Annotated in this window: 19 protein-coding genes; 13 read left to right on the top strand and 6 right to left on the bottom strand. The window is 59.1% G+C overall.

Going from position 1 to position 20,004, the window contains the following annotated elements:
* Positions 1-67: 67 nt before the first annotated feature.
* From KHO07_RS02585 to KHO07_RS02575, 3 genes are read right to left on the bottom strand one after another with little or no spacing between them, the layout of a single operon-like run.
* Complete coding sequence (locus KHO07_RS02585; protein WP_150736160.1) at positions 68-835, bottom strand: TerB family tellurite resistance protein; 768 nt, start codon at positions 833-835, stop codon at positions 68-70.
* A gap of 1 nt (position 836) precedes the next feature.
* Complete coding sequence (gene murU / locus KHO07_RS02580; RefSeq protein ID WP_150736137.1) at positions 837-1,508, bottom strand: N-acetylmuramate alpha-1-phosphate uridylyltransferase MurU; 672 nt, start codon at positions 1,506-1,508, stop codon at positions 837-839.
* Positions 1,505-2,524 (bottom strand): phosphotransferase, encoded by a 1,020-nt coding sequence (locus KHO07_RS02575; RefSeq protein WP_212626406.1) that lies wholly within the window; start codon positions 2,522-2,524, stop codon positions 1,505-1,507. The genes murU and KHO07_RS02575 overlap by 4 nt, the downstream gene beginning before the upstream one ends.
* A gap of 130 nt (positions 2,525-2,654) precedes the next feature.
* On the opposite strand from KHO07_RS02575, the gene KHO07_RS02570 reads away from it, so the two are divergent.
* From KHO07_RS02570 to KHO07_RS02520, 11 genes are all read left to right on the top strand, one after another.
* Positions 2,655-5,453, top strand: coding sequence for an LPS-assembly protein LptD (locus KHO07_RS02570; RefSeq protein ID WP_212626405.1), 2,799 nt, complete (start codon positions 2,655-2,657; stop codon positions 5,451-5,453).
* The gene (surA, locus tag KHO07_RS02565) at positions 5,428-6,750 is read left to right on the top strand and encodes a peptidylprolyl isomerase SurA (RefSeq protein WP_191635296.1); all 1,323 of its coding nucleotides are present in this window, start codon (positions 5,428-5,430) and stop codon (positions 6,748-6,750) included. The genes KHO07_RS02570 and surA overlap by 26 nt, the downstream gene beginning before the upstream one ends.
* Positions 6,747-7,736 (top strand): 4-hydroxythreonine-4-phosphate dehydrogenase PdxA, encoded by a 990-nt coding sequence (gene pdxA / locus KHO07_RS02560; protein WP_212626404.1) that lies wholly within the window; start codon positions 6,747-6,749, stop codon positions 7,734-7,736. The genes surA and pdxA overlap by 4 nt, the downstream gene beginning before the upstream one ends.
* Positions 7,733-8,551 (top strand): 16S rRNA (adenine(1518)-N(6)/adenine(1519)-N(6))-dimethyltransferase RsmA, encoded by an 819-nt coding sequence (gene rsmA, locus KHO07_RS02555; RefSeq protein ID WP_150736132.1) that lies wholly within the window; start codon positions 7,733-7,735, stop codon positions 8,549-8,551. Before pdxA ends, rsmA begins: the two co-directional genes overlap by 4 nt.
* A gap of 123 nt (positions 8,552-8,674) precedes the next feature.
* Positions 8,675-9,055: a Co2+/Mg2+ efflux protein ApaG gene (apaG, locus tag KHO07_RS02550; RefSeq protein ID WP_150736131.1), complete on the top strand. Its 381-nt coding sequence runs from the start codon at positions 8,675-8,677 to the stop codon at positions 9,053-9,055.
* Positions 9,055-9,939 (top strand): symmetrical bis(5'-nucleosyl)-tetraphosphatase, encoded by an 885-nt coding sequence (locus tag KHO07_RS02545; RefSeq protein ID WP_212626403.1) that lies wholly within the window; start codon positions 9,055-9,057, stop codon positions 9,937-9,939. The genes apaG and KHO07_RS02545 overlap by 1 nt, the downstream gene beginning before the upstream one ends.
* A 33-nt stretch (positions 9,940-9,972) precedes the next feature.
* Positions 9,973-10,302 (top strand): thiosulfate sulfurtransferase GlpE, encoded by a 330-nt coding sequence (gene glpE, locus KHO07_RS02540; protein ID WP_008061556.1) that lies wholly within the window; start codon positions 9,973-9,975, stop codon positions 10,300-10,302.
* 297 nt (positions 10,303-10,599) lie between these two features.
* Positions 10,600-12,522: a PrkA family serine protein kinase gene (locus tag KHO07_RS02535; RefSeq protein WP_053162938.1), complete on the top strand. Its 1,923-nt coding sequence runs from the start codon at positions 10,600-10,602 to the stop codon at positions 12,520-12,522.
* A 204-nt stretch (positions 12,523-12,726) separates the two neighbouring features.
* A complete protein-coding gene (locus tag KHO07_RS02530; protein WP_150736129.1) occupies positions 12,727-13,998 on the top strand; it encodes a YeaH/YhbH family protein in 1,272 nt (423 codons plus the stop codon).
* Positions 13,995-15,557 carry a SpoVR family protein gene (locus KHO07_RS02525; RefSeq protein WP_212626402.1) on the top strand — a complete coding sequence of 521 codons (1,563 nt, stop codon included), beginning with the start codon at positions 13,995-13,997 and terminating at the stop codon, positions 15,555-15,557. Before KHO07_RS02530 ends, KHO07_RS02525 begins: the two co-directional genes overlap by 4 nt.
* A 63-nt stretch (positions 15,558-15,620) precedes the next feature.
* The gene (locus tag KHO07_RS02520; RefSeq protein WP_212626401.1) at positions 15,621-16,850 is read left to right on the top strand and encodes a multifunctional CCA addition/repair protein; all 1,230 of its coding nucleotides are present in this window, start codon (positions 15,621-15,623) and stop codon (positions 16,848-16,850) included.
* Positions 16,851-16,923: 73 nt separating this feature from the next.
* Here the strand turns inward: KHO07_RS02520 and folK are convergent, their stop codons facing one another.
* Both folK and folB read right to left on the bottom strand, forming a co-directional pair.
* Entirely contained in the window at positions 16,924-17,442 is a 519-nt protein-coding gene (gene folK / locus KHO07_RS02515; protein WP_150736126.1) for a 2-amino-4-hydroxy-6-hydroxymethyldihydropteridine diphosphokinase, read from the bottom strand.
* A complete protein-coding gene (folB, locus tag KHO07_RS02510) occupies positions 17,433-17,789 on the bottom strand; it encodes a dihydroneopterin aldolase (RefSeq protein WP_008051601.1) in 357 nt (118 codons plus the stop codon). The genes folK and folB overlap by 10 nt, the downstream gene beginning before the upstream one ends.
* Positions 17,790-17,863: 74 nt before the next feature.
* Here folB and plsY point away from each other — a divergent pair, with 74 nt between their 5' ends.
* On the top strand, positions 17,864-18,433 hold the full coding sequence (plsY, locus tag KHO07_RS02505; RefSeq protein WP_075946162.1) for a glycerol-3-phosphate 1-O-acyltransferase PlsY: 570 nt from the start codon (positions 17,864-17,866) through the stop codon (positions 18,431-18,433).
* Between the two features lie 23 nt (positions 18,434-18,456).
* Here plsY and tsaD read toward each other — a convergent pair whose 3' ends face one another.
* Positions 18,457-19,482 carry a tRNA (adenosine(37)-N6)-threonylcarbamoyltransferase complex transferase subunit TsaD gene (tsaD, locus tag KHO07_RS02500; RefSeq protein WP_212626400.1) on the bottom strand — a complete coding sequence of 342 codons (1,026 nt, stop codon included), beginning with the start codon at positions 19,480-19,482 and terminating at the stop codon, positions 18,457-18,459.
* Between the two features lie 199 nt (positions 19,483-19,681).
* Here tsaD and rpsU point away from each other — a divergent pair, with 199 nt between their 5' ends.
* Complete coding sequence (gene rpsU / locus KHO07_RS02495; RefSeq protein WP_002551877.1) at positions 19,682-19,897, top strand: 30S ribosomal protein S21; 216 nt, start codon at positions 19,682-19,684, stop codon at positions 19,895-19,897.
* Positions 19,898-20,004: the final 107 nt, after the last annotated feature.

The following is a 20,004-nucleotide window of genomic DNA, read 5'->3' as shown; positions in this document are numbered from 1 at the left end:
GACTCAAATACTGTGGGAGCTGGCTTGCCAGCGATGGCGCCATTGAAAACAACACCTGACTGTCCTGTTAGCGAAAATCCCGCCGCTGCCGAATCAACGTATAGGCACTGTGCAGTTCCCGGGTTTTCTCGGTGGCCTCACGCACCTGCGACACCGTCGCCCCACTGCCGGCAATCTTGTCCGGGTGATGGCGGCTGAGCAGACGTCGGTAGGCACGTTTGATCTGCTCCGGCTCCGTGGTAGCCGACACCCCCAGCAACCGCAAGGCATCCTGATAGCTTGTAACGCCGTTACCCAGCGGACGTTTCTGCGGCTCGTAGTCGTGGGCCAACGCCTGGACCTGATGAGTCGTCCAGCCCAGCCATTTGCCCCATTGCGCGAGCAGTTCGCGCTCCTGATGACCGGCGCGACCATCGGCCCAGACCATTCGCCAACAGGCACGCAAGACACCTTCCGCCGCATGGGGTTGATTGCTCAACCGGCGTAGATAACCGCGCAAGCGGTCGTCGCCCGACTTGCCACGATTGAACGCGGCAATCGCCCTACGCTGGGACGGTTCGTTCATTTCCAGCGCACGCATTTCCTGACGCGCCTGCTGGATATGACCGTCCACCACCCGCCCGTCGCACTTGGCCAACCTGCCGAGCAACACGAACAGCAGTTCATCGTTGCGCAATGCCGGACGACCGCCGAGCTTTTCCCGCAAATGCGCCCAGCTCTGCAAGTGCAGGCGCCGATCCAGCGCCTGCCCCAACAAAGCACCGAGCATGGCCCCCGGAATGCTGGCAATGGCAAAACCCGCTCCGGCTCCGATCAGAGTCCCTGGCCACAACACGTCAGCGGCCCGCTTCGATGAGGGCTTCCACTTCGGCCAGGCGCTCGTGGGTGCCGACATCCACCCACAGCCCGTTCAGGCGCTCGCCGGACACCTGCCCGTTCGCCATGGCGGCTCGCAGCAACGGTGCCAGTTTGAAAGCCCCGGCGGAGCAACCTTCGAACAGTTGCGGGTGCAGTACCGCGATGCCGCTGTAGGTCAGAGTGTCTGCCGCTGGCTGCCCGTCGCGAACCTTTCCGTCGATCAGCTGGAAATCGCCGCTTGGGTGATGAGCCGGATTGGTCGCGAGCACCAGATGCGCAAGGCCGACAATCGGCTGATGCAGCACACTGAAGTCGTAATCGGTCCAGATATCGCCATTGACCACGACAAAGGCTTCATCACCCAGCAACGGCAACGCACGGTAAATCCCGCCGCCGGTTTCCAACGGTTCGCCTTCCGGCGAATACTGAATGCTGACGCCATAGCGCGAACCGTCGCCCAGGTAATCTTCGATCTGCTGCCCCAACCAGGCGTGGTTGATCACGATCTCGGAAAACCCGGCGGCCGCCAGCGCTCGCAGGTGATACTCGATCAGCGGCACTCCGCCAGCGCGAACCAGCGGCTTTGGCGTGGTCAGGGTCAGCGGGCGCATGCGCTCGCCTTTGCCCGCCGCGAGAATCATCGCCTTCATGCTTTCACTCCAGCACGCAGACTGGCCAGCAATACATCCAGTTCCGCCAGTTCCGGGCGGCGGGCGATCACTGCATCTATATAGGCAAAGAAACGCGGCACATCACTTAGATAGCGCGGCTTGCCGTCGCGGTGGCAGATGCGGGCGAAGATGCCGATCACCTTCAGGTGACGTTGCACACCCATCAGATCACTGGCGCGCAGGAAATCTTCAAAGTCCGGCTGCACCGGGATATCCAGCGCCGAGGCCTGCTGCCAGTAACTTTCCAGCCAACCGCGCACGCGCTCTTCGGGCCAGCTGAGGAACGCATCCTTGAACAGGCAAGTCACGTCGTAGGTCACCGGACCGTAGACCGCATCCTGGAAATCCAGCACGCCGGGGTTCGGCTCGCTGAGCATCAGGTTGCGCGGCATGTAGTCGCGATGGACCAGGACCTTTGGCTGAGCCAGCGCGCTGTCGATCAACAAATCGCTGACTTGCTGCCAGAGCACTTGCTGCGCAGCGTCGAGCTCAATCCCCAATTCGCGCTTCACGTACCACTCGGGAAACAGTTCGAGTTCGCGGCGCAACAATGCCACGTCGTAACTGGGCAGCGGTGCGACCATCGGCAATTGCTGAAAAGCCAACAGCGCTTGCAGGGCATCGCTGAACAAATCGTCGGCATTTTCGCTGTCGATCACGTCCAGATAGGTCTTGTTGCCCAAGTCATTGAGCAAAAGAAATCCGCGCTCGAGGTCTTCGGCATAAATTTTCGGCACATTTATTCCGGATTTCGCCAGTAAAAAAGCGATATCCACGAAGGGTTTGCAGTTTTCCTGGGGCGGTGGCGCGTCCATTACGACGAAACTTCTACCGGCGCCTTCCCAACGAAAATATCGCCGGAAACTCGCGTCGCTACTGGCCGCGGTCAACGTGGCCGGGGGTACGGCGCCCCAGCCCTGATCCGCAAAAAGGATTGCCAACTGCTCATCGAGCCAAACTTTCAGGTGTTGCAAACGTACATCTTGGTCAGGCATTGCAAGGGTCTCCGACGGCGCTAGCCGTCAAGCGGGTCATGCTTTATTATCCAGCATCTTTTTCAGACCATCGAGAGGCGTGCGGCCCACACCGCGGGCAGATGGCACGCAGGAAGCCCGGACTAATAAGATGGCATTGAAATCCCCCGCGTTTCGTAAAAAATTTCCGTTGTTGGTAACCGGCAGTCTGCTGGCCTTGCAACCCCTCGCCACTTCCTTCGTGGTCGCCGCGGAACAGTATGACTGCTCAGTCTCTGCTTCGGGTGCCTGGGACTGCGCGCCAAAGACGCCGGCGGCTGCATTGCCTCCGCGTCCCGTGCATGACGGCAGCGCCGTTTCCGCGACCGGTGAAACCCCGGCCGAGGAAGGCACCAGCGAAGACACTGGTGCCAAGACTGTGCTGGTTACCGAGTCCAAGGGCCGTGGCCTGAAGTCGCGTAGCGAAGACTACAGTCACCTCGACTGGGTTCCCCGCGAGCAGCTCACCGCAGCGCAACTGGCCGAAACCGGTCCTTATTGCTCTGGTTCCTATATCGAACCGATTCGTCCTGGCATGAATGACAAGACGAATAAAAGCGACGCGCCCACCTTTATCGGCGCGAAAGCTTCGCGCTATAAGCAGGATGAGCAAGTCGCCACCCTGGCCGGTGACGTGGTCATGCGCCAGGGCAGCATGCAGGTCGAAGCCGACGAAGCCAATCTTTACCAGGCCGAGAGCCGTGGTGAGCTCAGCGGCAACGTGCGCATTCGCGACAACGGCGCCCTGATCGTCGGTGACCACGCCGACGTGCAGCTGGACACCGGTGAAGCCAAGGTCGACAACGCCGAATACGTGATGCACAAATCGCGCATCCGCGGTAACGCGCTGTACGCCAAACGTGCCGAGAACGCCATCATCCGCCTCAAGGATGGTACGTACACCACGTGCGAACCGAACAGCAACGCCTGGCAGCTCAAGGGCAACAACATCACCCTGAACCCTGCCACCGGCTTCGGTACAGCGACCAACGTGACATTGCGGGTCAAGGACATTCCCGTCCTGTACACGCCTTACATCTATTTCCCGATCGACGACCGTCGCCAGTCCGGCTTCCTGCCGCCGACTATCGGCACCGGCACCGACACCGGTTTCCTGCTGGTCACTCCGTACTACTTCAACCTGGCGCCGAACTACGATGCCACGTTGTACCCGCGCTACATGAGCAAGCGCGGCCTGTTGATGGAAGGCGAATTCCGCTACCTGACCAAGTCCAGCGAAGGTCAGTTCGGCGCCGCGTACCTCAACGACGAAGAGGACGAGCGCAAGCTGCAGACCGACTACGAAAAAACCCGCTACATGTACAACTGGCAGCACAAGGGTGGTCTGGACTCGCGCGTGTTCACGCAGGTCGACTACACCAAGATCAGCGATCCTTATTACTTCCAGGATCTGCAGACTGACCAGATTGGCGTGAAAAGCTCCGACTACGTGAACCAGCAGGGCTCCGTCAGCTACCGCGGCGACAGTTACACCGCTCGCATCAACGCTCAGGCGTATCAGCTGGCAACCGTTTCCAACATCACGCCGTATGACCGTTTGCCGCAAATCACCTTTGATGGTGCGCTGCCGATGCATCCAGGCGGTCTGGATTTCAGCTACAACACTGAAATCGTTCGGTTTGACCGGGATCTGCAAAACGGTAGCTTCACCGACGAAGATGGCAATGTATCCCCACGCCTGGACACCAACGTACAAGGTCTGGCCCGCGCCACCGGTGATCGCCTCAACCTTGCACCGGCTGTAAGCCTGCCGATGCAGGCGTCTTATGGCTACATAACGCCAAAGCTCAAGTACCAGTACACGCAATACCAGCTGGACCTGGACAGCATCGGCAAAAACCAGATTGCTGCGCAGACTGCAGAACAGAACCAGCTGAACGGCACGTTTGACAGCAACCAGAACCGCGGCGTACCGATCGCCAGTATCGACAGCGGCCTGTACTTCGATCGCAACACCCAATGGTTCGGCAAGAATTATCGCCAGACCCTCGAACCGCGCCTGTTCTACCTGTACGTCCCGGAAAAGGATCAGGAAGACATCCCGGTATTCGATACCAGCGAATACACGTTCAACTATGCGTCGCTGTTCCGTGACAACCGCTTCTCCGGCGCCGACCGCGTCGGCGACGAGAACAAGCTGTCCCTGGGCGTAACCAGTCGCTGGATCGAAGACAACGGTTTCGAGCGCCAACGCGTCAGCGTCGGCCAGGCCCTGTACTTCAAGGATCGTAAGGTTCAGTTGCCAGGTGTGAACTTCGAAGATCGCGATGACGCCAAGTCCGACGTTTCCCCCTATGCGCTGGAATACGAATATCGCTTCAACCGCGATTGGCGTACCACTGCTGACTACAATTGGGACCCGGACAGCCGCAGCCCTCGCTCCGGCAGTGCAATGTTCCACTACCAGCCTGAAGACAACCCGAACAAGGTCATCAACGCCGGCTATCGCTATCGCAATGACCAGGTCCGTTACGACCAGAACACCGGTAAGTGGACTGTGGGCGGTGGTGACTATGGCACCCCGGGCCAGCCTGGCTACGTGAAGGATTACTACAAGATCCAACAGCACGACTTCTCGGTGATCTGGCCGATCGTGCCGCAATGGAACGCCATCAGCCGCTGGCAGTACGACTACAACCGCAACCGTACGCTGGAAGCCTTCGGTGGTTTCGAGTACGACAACTGCTGCTGGAAACTGCGCCTGATCAACCGTTACTGGGTTTCCTACGACGAATTCAGTCAGGAAGCACCACAAAACGAAAAAGGCGACCACGGCGTCTTCCTCCAAATTGTTCTGAAGGGACTCGGCGGCCTCACTGGCGCCAAAGTAGAGAGCTTCCTCGACAAAGGCATCCAAGGTTATCGTGAACGTGAAGACCAAGCTTTCTGATTGTCTGCGCCCGCTGTTGCTGGGCGCGCTGTTCCTGGGTACCGCGGCCAACGCCGCGGTACAGTCCATCGATAAAGTGGTGGCCATTGTCGATAACGACGTGGTCATGCAGAGCCAACTGGACCAGCGCGTCCATGAAGTTCAGCAAACCATCGCCAAGCGCGGCACTGCCGTGCCACCGGCCAGCGTACTGGAGCAACAGGTGCTTGAGCGCCTGATCGTCGAGAACCTGCAATTGCAGATCGGCGAACGCTCCGGCATCCGCATTACCGATGAAGAACTGAACCAGGCTGTCGGCACTATCGCCCAGCGCAACAACATGACGGTCGATCAGTTCCGCGCCGCCCTGAGCCGCGACGGCCTGTCTTACGACGACGCTCGTGACCAGATCCGCCGGGAAATGGTCATCAGCCGTGTACGTCAGCGTCGTGTGGCCGAACGCATCCAGGTCTCCGAGCAGGAAGTGAAGAACTTCCTGGCTTCCGACCTTGGCAAAATGCAGCTGTCCGAAGAGTTTCGCCTGGCCAACATCCTGATTCCAACGCCGGAAAGCGCCAACTCCGACGCGATTCAGAACGCTGCCAAACAGGCTGACGCGGTTTACCAGCAGCTCAAGCAAGGCGCTGACTTCGGTCAACTGGCCATCGCCAAATCCGCCAGTGAAACGGCTCTGGAAGGCGGCGACATGGGCTGGCGTAAAGCTGCCCAACTGCCACCTCCTTTCGATCGCCTGCTGAGCAGCATGACCGTTGGCGACGTGACCCAGCCAATGCGCACGCCGGGCGGCTTCATCATCTTGAAGATCCTCGACAAGCGTGGCGGCGAGACTCAGATGCGCGATGAAGTGCACGTGCGTCACATTCTGGTCAAACCAAGCCCGATCCGCGACGAAGAAAAAACCAAGGCGCTGGCTCAGTCGCTCTACACCCGTATCGAAGCGGGCGAAGACTTCGGCGAACTGGCGAAAAGCTATTCGGAAGACCCGGGTTCTGCGCTCAACGGCGGCGACCTGAACTGGATCGACCCGAACGCTCTGGTTCCGGAGTTCCGCGAAGTGATGGCCCAGACCCCACAAGGTCAACTGTCCAAGCCGTTCCAGACTCAATATGGCTGGCACGTACTGGAAGTCCTTGGCCGTCGCGCCACCGACAGCACCACCCAGGCACGCGAACAACAAGCCATGACCGTACTGCGTAACCGCAAATACGACGAAGAGCTGCAAAGCTGGCTGCGTCAGATCCGTGACGAAGCGTACGTAGAAATCAAACTCCCTGGCGCCGACCAGGCAGCGCAGTGAAACCCAAACGTTTCGCGCTGACACCCGGCGAACCGGCCGGCATAGGTCCCGACCTGTGCCTGCTGCTCGCCTCGCAAGCCCAGCCGCACCCCCTGATTGCCATCACCAGCCGCGACCTGCTCCTCGAGCGGGCCGCGCTGCTCGGTGTGGCTGTCGATTTGCTGCCGGTTACGCCTGACAGCTGGCCGGACCTGCCCGCGCCAGCCAACAGCTTGTATGTCTGGGATACACCGCTCAATGCCAAGGTCGTCGCCGGGCAACTGGACAAGGCCAACGCAGCTTTCGTTCTGGAAACCCTGACCCGCGCCGGTCAAGGCTGCCTGGACGGACACTTTGCCGCCATGATCACCGCCCCGGTGCATAAGGGTGTGATCAACGAGTCCGGAATTGCCTTCTCCGGGCACACCGAATTCCTCGCCGACCTGACCCATACCGCGCAAGTGGTCATGATGCTTGCCACCCGCGGATTGCGCGTGGCACTGGTCACCACCCACCTGCCCCTTCGCGAGATCGCCGATGCGATCACCCCGGAGCGCCTGGAACGGGTGACGCGAATCATGCATACCGATCTTCAAGAAAAATTCGGCATCGCCCAACCGCGAATCCTGGTATGCGGGCTTAACCCCCATGCCGGCGAAGGCGGACACCTGGGCCATGAAGAAATCGACATCATCGAACCTACATTAGAGCGCTTGCGCGGCGAAGGCATGGACCTGCGTGGTCCGCTGCCCGCCGACACTCTGTTTACCCCCAAATATCTGGAGCACTGCGACGCAGTGCTGGCGATGTACCACGACCAGGGCCTGCCTGTGCTGAAATACAAAGGCTTCGGCGCAGCAGTCAATGTGACGCTCGGACTGCCGATCATCCGCACTTCGGTCGACCACGGCACCGCCCTGGACCTGGCCGGCAGCGGCAAGATCGACACCGGCAGCCTGCAAGTCGCCCTGGAAACCGCCTACCAGATGGCCGAGACCCGTTTATGACCGAGCAATACCAACACAAGGCGCGCAAGCGTTTTGGCCAGAACTTCCTGCACGATGCCGGCGTTATCGACCGTATCCTGCGCTCCATCCACGCCAAAGCCGAAGACCGTCTGCTGGAAATCGGCCCGGGCCAGGGTGCGCTCACCCAAGGCCTGCTCAGCAGCGGCGCGCAACTCGACGTGGTGGAACTGGACAAGGACCTGATCCCGATCCTCAACCAGCAGTTCGCCGGCAAGAGCAATTTCAACCTGCATCAGGGTGACGCACTGAAGTTCGACTTCAACAGCCTGAATGCGGCGCCTGGCAGCCTGCGCGTGGTCGGCAACCTGCCGTACAACATCTCCACGCCGCTGATTTTCCATTTGCTGCACAACGCCCACCTGATCCGCGACATGCACTTCATGCTGCAGAAAGAAGTGGTCGAGCGTCTGGCGGCAGGCCCTGGCGGCGGCGACTGGGGCCGTTTGTCGATCATGGTTCAGTATCACTGCCGGGTTGAGCATCTGTTCAACGTAGGTCCAGGTGCGTTCAACCCGCCACCGAAGGTCGACTCGGCCATCGTTCGTCTGGTACCTCACGCCGTGCTGCCACACCCGGCCAAGGATCACCGGTTGCTGGAACGCGTTGTGCGCGAAGCCTTCAACCAGCGCCGCAAGACCCTGCGCAACACCCTCAAGTTGCTGCTGAGCAACGACGAAATCGAAGCCGCCGGCGTCGATGGCAGCCTGCGTCCCGAGCAACTTGATCTGGCCGCTTTCGTGCGCCTGGCTGACAAGCTCAGCGAACAATCCCTACAGAAGCCAGCGGACGCCTGACAGAGCCGAAGCGTTATCGGGTAGGACACCAGCGCCCATGTCTGGTTTACTACCCGGTACTTGGCCTAGACTGAACTCAATCAGTTAAGCCCCGCGTCCCGCTTCGTTTTTAAGGCCTCTTGCATGTCCGATCCTCGTTATCAGGTCGACGTCAGCGTCGTCACCCGTTATCTGGCAGAACAATCGCAACCCGAACACGACCGTTTTGCCTTCGCGTACACCATCACCGTACAAAACAACGGCGAGTTACCCGCCAAACTGTTGTCACGGCACTGGGTGATCACCGATGGTGACGGGCACGTGGAAGAGGTTCGTGGCGCCGGCGTGGTCGGCCAACAGCCATTGATCGATGCAGGCCAAAGCCACACCTACAGCAGTGGCACGGTCATGACCACCAAAGTCGGCACCATGCAGGGTACGTACCAGATGATTGCCGACGACGGTAAACACTTCGATGCGATCATTGCGCCGTTCCGCCTTGCCGTGCCGGGGTCGTTGCACTGATGGCAACGTACGCCGTCGGCGACCTGCAAGGCTGCCTCGAAGCGCTGCAGTGCCTGCTCAAGCAAGTGGCGTTCGATCCGGCCAAGGATCGCCTGTGGCTGGTTGGCGACCTGGTCAACCGTGGCCCGCAATCGCTCGAAACGTTGCGCTTCCTCTATAGCATCCGTGAATCGCTGGTGTGCGTACTCGGCAATCACGACCTGCATCTGCTGGCCGCCGGGCAAAACATCGAGCGCCTGAAAAAAGGCGATACCCTTCGCGAGATCATCGAAGCGCCGGATTGCGCCGAGCTGCTGGACTGGTTGCGCCAGCAAAAGCTCATGCATTACGACGAACAACGAAACGTGGCACTGGTGCACGCGGGCATCCCGCCGCAGTGGTCGCTGCGCAAGGCCCTGAAGTACGCAGCCGAAGTCGAAACCGCGTTGCGGGACGACAACCTGTTGCTGCCGTACCTTGATGGCATGTATGGCAACGATCCGGCGAAATGGGACAGCGACCTCAAGGGCGTGACGCGCCTGCGGGTGATCACCAACTATTTCACGCGGATGCGCTTCTGTACGGCCGAAGGCAAACTCGACCTCAAGAGCAAGGAAGGCCTTGATTCAGCACCGGCAGGTTACAAGCCCTGGTTCCAGCACAAGGAACGCAAGAGCCGGGACCTGAAGATCATTTTCGGCCACTGGGCGGCGCTTGAGGGCAACGTCGACGCCCCGGGCATCTTCGCCCTCGACACAGGCTGTGTCTGGGGCGGCGCCCTGACACTGATGAATGTCGACAGCCTCGAACACCTGTCCTGCAAATGCGACGAACATGGCCATCTCGCTGCGCCACCAGTCGCCCCATCCCTTTCCGAACCATCGTCAGTCAGCGTCCCGCGTTAGACTGCGCTTACAGCCGAGCTACAGGAACCCGCCATGAGCGAATTCAAACGTATTCCCCCGGAACAGGCCCAAGCCCTGCGTGAACAAGGCGCGGTGGTGGTCGATGTCCGTGATCCTGCAACCTTTGCGGCGCTGCACATCAGCGGCTCGAAGCATCTGGACAACCACTCACTGCACGCCTTCATTCAGGGCGCCGACCTTGACGCGCCGACGGTGGTGGTCTGCTACCACGGAAATTCCAGTCAGGGCGCTGCCGCCTACCTCATCAGTCAGGGCTTCTCCGACGTCTACAGCATGGATGGCGGTTTTGAGCTGTGGCGTACGACTTATCCTGCGGAAACGGCGCAAGGCACTTCCGAATAATTTTTTTGTAACACGCAAGCCCGCGGCTGCCGTGGGCTCGCGCGGTGGCAGACGAACGGTCTGCCACAACTAATTACGTATCTCGCCTTTACCTCCTGAATTCCCAACTATCCTTAAGCGCAGGCCATCCAAAACAGGGGAGAGCCGGTACACCGGCGCGCGGATCATCGGGAGTAGCTTTCGGAGGCGTCAGCTTCGAAAGGTTTCTGGGGGGTAAACAGCGACTGCCTGTTCGGTTGCTGCCAGCATCGACTGAATGATCCGGCGTCGGCTCCACGTATCGAGCGAGGTGACGTCATGAGTATCTTTAGCCACTTCCAACAACGTTTCGAGTCCACACGCCAGGAAGAACTCTCGCTGCAAGAGTATCTTGAGCTGTGCAAAAAGGACCGTAGCGCCTACGTTTCCGCCGCCGAGCGTCTGCTCCTGGCTATCGGTGAACCGGAGCTGCTCGACACCTCGACCAACTCGAGGCTGTCGCGAATCTTCTCCAACAAGGTGATCCGCCGCTATCCGGCCTTTGAAGACTTCCACGGGATGGAAGAATGCATCGACCAGATCGTGTCGTATTTCCGCCATGCCGCCCAAGGCCTGGAAGAGAAAAAACAAATCCTCTACCTCCTCGGCCCTGTTGGCGGCGGTAAATCGTCCCTGGCCGAGAAGCTCAAGCAACTGATTGAAAAAGTGCCCTTCTACGCCATCAAGGGCTCGCCGGTTTTCGAATCGCCGCTGGGGCTGTTCAACTCCACTGAAGATGGGGCCATCCTCGAAGAGGACTTCGGGATTCCTCGGCGCTACCTCAACACCATCATGTCGCCATGGGCGACTAAACGCCTGGCGGAATTCGGCGGCGACATCAGCCAGTTCCGCGTGGTGAAACTGTACCCGTCGATCCTCAACCAGATCGCCGTGGCCAAAACCGAGCCGGGCGATGAAAACAACCAGGACATCTCGGCACTGGTGGGCAAGGTCGATATCCGCAAACTGGAAGAATTCCCGCAGAACGACGCCGACGCCTACAGCTACTCGGGCGCACTGTGCCGGGCCAACCAGGGCCTGATGGAATTCGTCGAAATGTTCAAGGCGCCGATCAAGGTGCTTCACCCACTGCTGACCGCCACGCAGGAAGGTAACTACAACAGTACCGAAGGTCTTGGCGCGATTCCGTTCACCGGGATCCTGCTCGCTCACTCCAACGAATCGGAATGGCACACCTTCCGCAACAACAAGAACAACGAAGCCTTCATCGACCGGATCTACATCGTCAAAGTGCCATACTGCCTGCGGGTCAGCGACGAAGTGAAGATCTACGACAAGCTGCTGTTCAACAGCTCGCTGGCCAAGGCCCATTGCGCGCCCGACACCTTGAAGATGCTGGCCCAGTTCACTGTTCTTTCACGCCTGAAGGAGCCGGAAAACTCCAACATCTACTCGAAGATGCGGGTGTATGACGGCGAAAACCTCAAGGACACCGATCCGAAAGCCAAGTCGATCCAGGAATACCGCGACAACGCGGGCGTCGACGAGGGCATGAATGGTCTGTCGACCCGTTTCGCGTTCAAGATCCTGTCCAAGGTCTTCAACTTCGATCCGCACGAAATCGCCGCCAACCCGGTGCATCTGCTCTACGTGCTGGAACAACAGATCGAGCAGGAACAGTTCCAGGCCGAGACCCGCGAACGCTATCTGCGCTTCCTCAAGGAATACCTGGCACCGCGTTATATCGAATTCATCGGCAAGGAGATCCAGACCGCGTACCTCGAGTCTTACAGCGAGTACGGCCAGAACATCTTCGACCGCTACGTGCTGTACGCCGACTTCTGGATTCAGGACCAGGAATACCGCGATCCGGAAACCGGCGAAATTCTCAACCGCGTGGCATTGAACGAAGAGCTGGAAAAAATCGAAAAACCGGCCGGCATCAGCAATCCGAAGGATTTCCGCAACGAAATCGTCAACTTCGTACTGCGTGCCCGGGCCAACAACAACGGCAAGAACCCAACCTGGCTCAGCTACGAAAAACTGCGAGTGGTCATCGAGAAGAAAATGTTCTCCAACACCGAGGACCTGCTGCCGGTCATCAGCTTCAATGCCAAGGCCAGCAAAGAAGACCAGCAGAAGCACAACGACTTCGTCACACGGATGGTCGAGCGGGGTTACACCGACAAACAGGTACGACTGCTGTCCGAGTGGTATCTGCGGGTCAGAAAATCACAATAACCCGCTGCCGGTCAGACCGGTTGTCGTCAGCCAGAGACCTGTGTGCGCTTTTTCTGCTACACAGGCCTCTGGAAGGTGTTCGAAAGTCGGTAGCGAGATTCAGGCAGTATCTTCGGCGCTTGGGGGAGCGTTTACTTCCCTTGGCACCCGGTTGGCTGCTGCTTGAGCGCTCGCCCCTTTCAGGACAGCTTCTAAGGAGCAGTCATGAGCTATGTGATCGACCGACGTCTCAATGGCAAGAACAAGAGCACGGTGAACCGTCAGCGGTTTCTGCGGCGTTACCGTGATCACATCAAAAAGGCTGTCGAAGAGGCGGTCAGTCGGCGCTCCATTACCGATATGGAGCACGGCGAGCAAATCAGCATTCCCGGTCGCGATATCGACGAGCCGGTGCTTCACCATGGTCGCGGTGGCAAACAAACAGTCGTGCACCCCGGCAACAAGGAATTCACCAGCGGCGAGCACATTGCGCGTCCACCGGGAGGCGGCGGCGGTCGAGGCCCCGGTAAGGCCGGCAACTCGGGTGAAGGGATGGACGAATTCGTCTTCCAGATCACCCAGGAGGAGTTCCTCGAATTCATGTTCGAGGATCTGGAGCTGCCCAACCTGGTCAAACGCAACCTGACCGGCACCGACACCTTCAAGACCGTACGTGCCGGGATCAGCAACGAGGGCAACCCGTCGCGGATCAACATCATCCGCACCCTGCGCTCGGCCCATGCGCGACGTATCGCCCTGTCCGGCAGCAGCCGCGCAAAACTGCGCGAAGCCAAGGAAGAACTCCTGCGATTGAAGCAGGAAGAACCGGATAACTTCGGCGATATCCAGGAACTCGAAGCGGAAATCGAAAAACTCAGCGCACGTATCCATCGCGTGCCGTTCCTCGACACCTTTGACCTCAAGTACAACCTGCTCATCAAGCAACCCAATCCCAGCTCCAAGGCTGTGATGTTCTGCCTGATGGACGTGTCCGGCTCGATGACCCAGGCGACCAAGGACATCGCCAAGCGCTTCTTTATCCTGCTGTACCTGTTTCTCAAGCGTAACTACGACAAGATCGACGTCGTGTTCATTCGCCACCACACCAGTGCCCGCGAAGTGGATGAGGAAGAGTTTTTCTACTCCCGCGAAACCGGCGGCACCATCGTCTCCAGCGCCCTGAAACTGATGCAGGAGATCATGGCCGAGCGCTATCCGAGCAACGAATGGAACATTTACGCCGCCCAGGCTTCCGACGGCGACAACTGGAACGACGACTCGCCGATCTGCCGCGACATTCTGATCAACCAGATCATGCCGTTCGTGCAGTACTACACTTACGTTGAGATTACCCCACGCGAACATCAGGCCCTGTGGTACGAGTACGAGCGCATCGCCGAAGCCTTTTCTGACACTTTTGCCCAGCAACAACTGGTCTCGGCCGGGGATATCTATCCGGTCTTCCGTGAACTCTTCCAGCGCAGGTTAGTGACATGACCGCCAAAGAGCAGAAGCGCCAACCCATTTCCACCGGCTCCGAATGGACGTTCGAGCTGATCCAGGCGTATGACAAGGAAATCAGCCGTATCGCGGCGGGGTACGCCCTTGACACCTACCCTAACCAGATCGAAGTGATCACCGCCGAACAGATGATGGATGCCTACGCCTCCGTCGGTATGCCGCTGGGTTATCACCACTGGTCCTACGGCAAACACTTCCTCAGCACCGAAAAGTCCTACTCACGAGGCCAGATGGGTCTGGCCTACGAAATCGTGATCAACTCCGACCCATGCATCGCTTACCTGATGGAAGAAAACACCATCTGCATGCAGGCCTTGGTCGTGGCACACGCCTGCTACGGGCATAACAGTTTTTTCAAAGGCAACTACCTGTTCCGTACCTGGACTGACGCCAGTTCGATCATCGATTACCTGGTGTTCGCCAAGCAGTACATCATGCAGTGCGAAGAACGCCATGGCATCGACGCGGTGGAGGACCTGCTCGACTCCTGCCACGCCCTGATGAACTACGGCGTCGACCGCTACAAACGCCCTTATCCGATTTCCGCTGAAGAAGAGCGTCGCCGGCAAAAGGACCGAGAGGAACACCTGCAGAAACAGATCAACGATCTGTGGCGGACCATTCCCAAAGGCGCGGACAAGTACAGCGACAAGGACAACGCACGCTTCCCCGCCGAGCCGCAGGAAAACATCCTGTACTTCATCGAGAAACACGCGCCGCTGCTGGAACCCTGGCAGCGGGAAATCGTGCGCATCGTGCGCAAGATTGCCCAGTATTTTTATCCACAGCGCCAGACCCAGGTGATGAACGAGGGATGGGCCACATTCTGGCACTACACCCTGATGAACGACCTGTACGACGAAGGCCTGGTCACCGACGGCTTCATGATGGAGTTCCTGACGTCCCACACCAGCGTGGTGTTCCAGCCTGGCTACGACAGCCCTTACTACAGCGGCATCAACCCCTACGCCTTGGGCTTCGCCATGTACCGCGACATCCGTCGCATGTGCGAAGAACCTACCGAAGAGGATTACCGCTGGTTCCCGGACATTGCCGGCACCGACTGGCTGGCAGCCATCAAGTTCGCCATGAGCAGCTTCAAGGATGAGAGCTTCATCCTGCAGTACCTTTCACCCAAGGTGATTCGTGATCTGAAGCTGTTCAGCATTCTCGATGACGACCAAAAGGACGACTTGCTGGTCCCGGCGATACATGACGAGGGCGGCTATCGCACCATCCGTGAAACCCTCGCCGCCCAGTACAACCTGGGCAATCGCGAACCCAACGTGCAGATCTACAGCATCGACCGCCGCGGCGACCGCTCGCTGACCCTGCGCCACCAGCAACACGACCGCAAGCCGCTGGGAGAGTCCACCGAGGAAGTGCTCAAACACCTGCACCGGCTCTGGGGCTTCGACATTCATCTGGAAACCCTGCAAGGGGACCAGGTGATGAAAACCCATCATGTTCCACCCAGAAGCGAGCACAGCGAAGCTGATTACGGCCGACTGGACCTGGCCGTCATTCATCTTTGATTCTGTTTCGGCCTCCGAAAGCCCGACGCAACGGTTATCCTGTCGAGCTAACGGAGGTTTTTTATGCGGATCTATAAAGTCGGCGGTGCAGTACGCGATCGCCTGCTGGGCATTCCTGTCACAGACATCGACCGCGTGGTGGTCGGCGCCACGACCGAACAGATGCTCGCCAAGGGCTTTCGTCCCGTCGGTGCGGATTTCCCGGTGTTTCTCCATCCCAAAACCGGTGAGGAATACGCCCTCGCCCGGACCGAACGCAAAAGTGGCCGCGGTTACGGCGGGTTCACGTTCCACGCCAGCCCTGAAGTCACCCTCGAAGAAGACCTGATCCGTCGCGACCTGACGATCAATGCCATCGCCGAGGACGACCAGCAGAACCTGACCGACCCCTACCATGGCCAGCGCGATCTCGAAGCGCGCATTCTTCGCCACGTATCCCCCGCATTTGCCGAAGATCCGCTCAGGGTTCTGCGCGTTGCCCGGTTCGCCGCGCGTTATGCCGGGCTCGGCTTTACCGTTGCCCCCGAAACGCTTGAGCTTATGCGCCAGCTCAGCGAATCAGGTGAACTGCAAGCACTGACGGCGGAACGCAGCTGGAAAGAGATTTCCCGCGCACTGATGGAAGATCAGCCTCAGGTATTTATTGAAGTACTGCGAGCATGCGGCGCGCTCAAGGAGCTGATGCCGGAAGTCGACGCTCTGTTCGGCGTACCGCAACCGGAGGCCCATCACCCGGAAATCGATACGGGCGAGCATACCCTGAGCGTGCTTGAACAAGCCGCGAAGCACAAACAACCGCTGACCGTCCGCTGGGCCTGCCTGCTGCATGACCTGGGCAAAGGGCTGACGCCGGAAGATGAATGGCCACGACACATTGCCCACGAGTTCAAGGGGCTGAAGCTGATCAAAGCGGTCAATGAACGGTTCAAGGCACCGAGGGATTGTCAGGAACTGGCGGTGCTGGTGGGCGAGTATCACACCCATGGACATCGTGCCCTGGAGCTGAAACCGTCGACCTTGCTGGAGCTGTTGCAGAGCTTCGACGTTTACCGTCGGCCGCAGCGATTTGAGGAGTTCATCTCGGCCTGCGAGATGGATGCCCGTGGACGCAAAGGACTGGAAGAGAGAAGTTATCCACAGGCGGATTACCTGCGCGGCGCGGCAAAAGCGGCTCGCGGCGTGGCGGTTCAGCCGTTGTTGGAGAAGGGATTCAAGGGGCCGGAGTTGGGTGAGGCGATCAAGCGTGAGCGGCTCAAGGCGTTGAAAACCTACAAAGAGACGGCGTCGGCCTGACCGACGCGCCCGCTCCCACAGGCATTGCATCGTACCTGTGGGAGCGGGCTTGCCCGCGATGGCTTCATCAATGTCACAACAAATCTGAAGGTGTCAGTTGAATGCCGCGCCACTCAAAAGCCACTGGCGCCAACACCTGATCAATCTGCGCCTCATCCCACAGCGTCGCAAAGCTTTTGCCTACACCCGGATGCACCCGATCCGGCGCAATCAACGATAACGGCCACAATACAAAAGCATTTTTCAGTATTTCTGCCCGCGGCAAGATCAAGCCATCGAAATTGCCCACCAAATCACCGAACAACAAAACATCGATATCCAGCGGCAATCCTCGGCGATCAGGTGCGTAACGACCATTATCCGCCTCAATAAACTTCAAGCGGCGATCCAGCTCCATCAGCGGCAGATCGGTATACGCCGAGACCACAAAATTGAAGAACGGTCCGCTCTTGATCCCCACCGGCTGACTTTCGAAAACCGCCGAGCAACGAATATCCACCAGAAAACCGGCCAAGGCGTCCAGGCCGGCCTGCAAATGGGCTTCGCGCTCGATATTGCTACCGAGCCCGAGATACACCTGGGTTAGCGACATCCGCGCTCGATCTCCACACCCACGCCACCGGTAGCGGCAGGAACGGCACCAGGCTTGGTTAGCTTGAGGCGCATCCAGGTGATCTTGAATTCGCTCATCAGCACTTCAACCAAACGCTCGGCGAACGTTTCAACCAACTGGAACTGTGCCTGCTCGGCAAACGCCTGAATGCGCGACGAAACGCTCGCGTAATCGAGCGCCAGGGTCAGGTCATCACCGGCGGCGGCAGGGCGATTGTCCCAGGCGAAGCTCAAATCCAGACGCAAGCACTGCCGGATGCCCCGCTCCCAGTCGTAGGCACCAATGACGGTATCGACTTCCAGGCCCTCGATAAACACTCTGTCCAAGCACTTTTCTCCGCTACACGACAAGGGCGCAATGCGCCGTTAGAATCAGGGCGTCCTCGCCCGGAATAGTTAGCATGTTTTGGTTATTGGCGATCCTCGCCTACCTGCTCGGCTCTCTGTCCTTCGCCATTTTGCTCAGCCGCCTGACCGGTAACCCCGATCCGCGAATGAGTGGCTCCGGCAATGCCGGCGCTACCAACATGTTGCGTCTGGCTGGCAAAAAACTCGCCATCCTGACCTTGCTCGGCGACTTGTTCAAAGGCCTGTTGCCTGTGCTGATCGCCGGTGTTGCGGGTCTTTCGCTGCAGGATCAGGCCTGGATCGGCGTCTGCGCCGTCATCGGTCATCTGTTCCCGCTGTACTTCCGTTTTCGCGGTGGCAAGGGCGTCGCCACCGCTGCCGGAATGTTGCTGGGCCTGTATCCTCCCGCCGCGCTGCTGGCAGTCTGCGCCTGGCTGCTGACGTTCTACCTGACCCGTACCAGTTCACTGGCTGCCCTGATCGCTACTCCACTGACCCTGCCGCTACTGGCCTGGCAGGAACCGGCTGCATTGCTGCCCATGAGCGCGCTCACGGGGCTGATCGTCTGGCGCCATCGCGGCAATCTACGCGACCTGTTTGCGGGGCGCGAACGGCATTTTTAGTGGCCGTAGATGAACGCCACTCATCACAACGCCGTCAACTGCTCCAGGGGCCAACGAGCCTGCACGCTGATGGCCAGGCTTTCCTGCTGACCCGCCTGCAAGCGCTGGCACCCGGCAAACGCGATCATTGCGCCATTATCGGTGCAGAACTCAGGACGGGCGTAAAACACATCACCCTTCATGTCCCCGAGCATTTTTTCCAAAGAAGCGCGTAGAGCCTTGTTGGCACTGACGCCCCCTGCGATCACCAGACGCTTCATGCCCGCTGCTTTCAAAGCCCGCTTGCACTTGATGGTCAAAGTCTCCACCACGGCCTGCTGGAACGCCAGCGCGATGTCGCAACGGGCTTGCTCGCCGTCGTCCCCGGCGCTGACGCATTGCTGCCAGGTGTTCAACGCGAAGGTTTTCAAGCCACTGAAGCTGAAATCCAGGCCCGGGCGGTCGCACATCGGACGCGGGAAGAGGAAACGTCCTGCAACGCCCTGCTCTGCCAGGCGAGCAATTTCCGGTCCGCCCGGATAATTCAGGCCCATCATCTTCGCGGTTTTGTCGAAGGCTTCACCTGCGGCGTCGTCCAGTGTCTCGCCCAACAGCGTGTACTGACCGATTCCGTCGACCTGAACCAGCTGCGTATGCCCACCGGACACCAACAAAGCGACGAACGGAAATTCCGGCGGCTGCGACTCCAGCATCGGCGCCAGCAAATGGCCTTCCATGTGGTGCACGCCCAGCGCCGGAATGCCCCAGGCAAAGGCCAGCGCCTGTGCACAGGAAGCACCCACCAGCAATGCCCCGACCAGGCCAGGACCCGCGGTATAAGCGATGGCGTCGATCTCGGTCGGCACGCAGTCGGCTTCGGCCAACACCTGACGAATCAAGGGCAGCATGCGTTTGACGTGGTCACGCGAAGCCAGCTCCGGCACCACGCCGCCATAGGCGCGGTGCAGGTCGATCTGACTGAACAGCGCGTCGGCCAGCAGGCCGCGTTCACTGTCATATAATGCGACACCGGTTTCGTCGCAGGAGGTTTCTAATCCCAGTACTAGCATGGGTTTGCGCCTTGTTTAGGCTGAATTCGAAGGCGCGCATAATAGTCGCCGCGTGATGCCCCGACCAGCGGTTTTCGATCAGAGGCTTTGCATTCCGAGCGATGAGGGGTTAACATCCGCAACCCTTAAAAACCGACGTCTTCAAGTGCTCTTTTGCCGCGAGGATGTTGACCCCGGTAATGAATGAAGGTAGCTCTGGATGCCAGCCGTCAAAGTAAAAGAGAACGAACCCTTCGACGTAGCTCTGCGTCGTTTCAAGCGCTCCTGCGAAAAAGCCGGTGTACTGGCTGAAGTTCGTAGCCGCGAATTTTACGAGAAGCCAACTTCTGAGCGTAAGCGCAAAGCAGCAGCCGCTGTTAAGCGTCACGCCAAGAAAGTTCAGCGCGAACAGCGCCGCGCCGTTCGTCTGTACTAATACACAGACGATCGTAGCAAGCTTCTGCCAAGCCCGGCCCTCAGCCGGGCTAATGGCATTTGCGTAAAACGCTTGATGCTTCACCGTCGAAGCCGCAGATGCGACCG

The sequence above is a fragment of the Pseudomonas sp. PP3 genome (assembly GCF_905336995.1).
GTDB lineage: Bacteria > Pseudomonadota > Gammaproteobacteria > Pseudomonadales > Pseudomonadaceae > Aquipseudomonas > Aquipseudomonas reinekei.
This window is presented reverse-complemented; position numbering and strand designations above follow the sequence as displayed.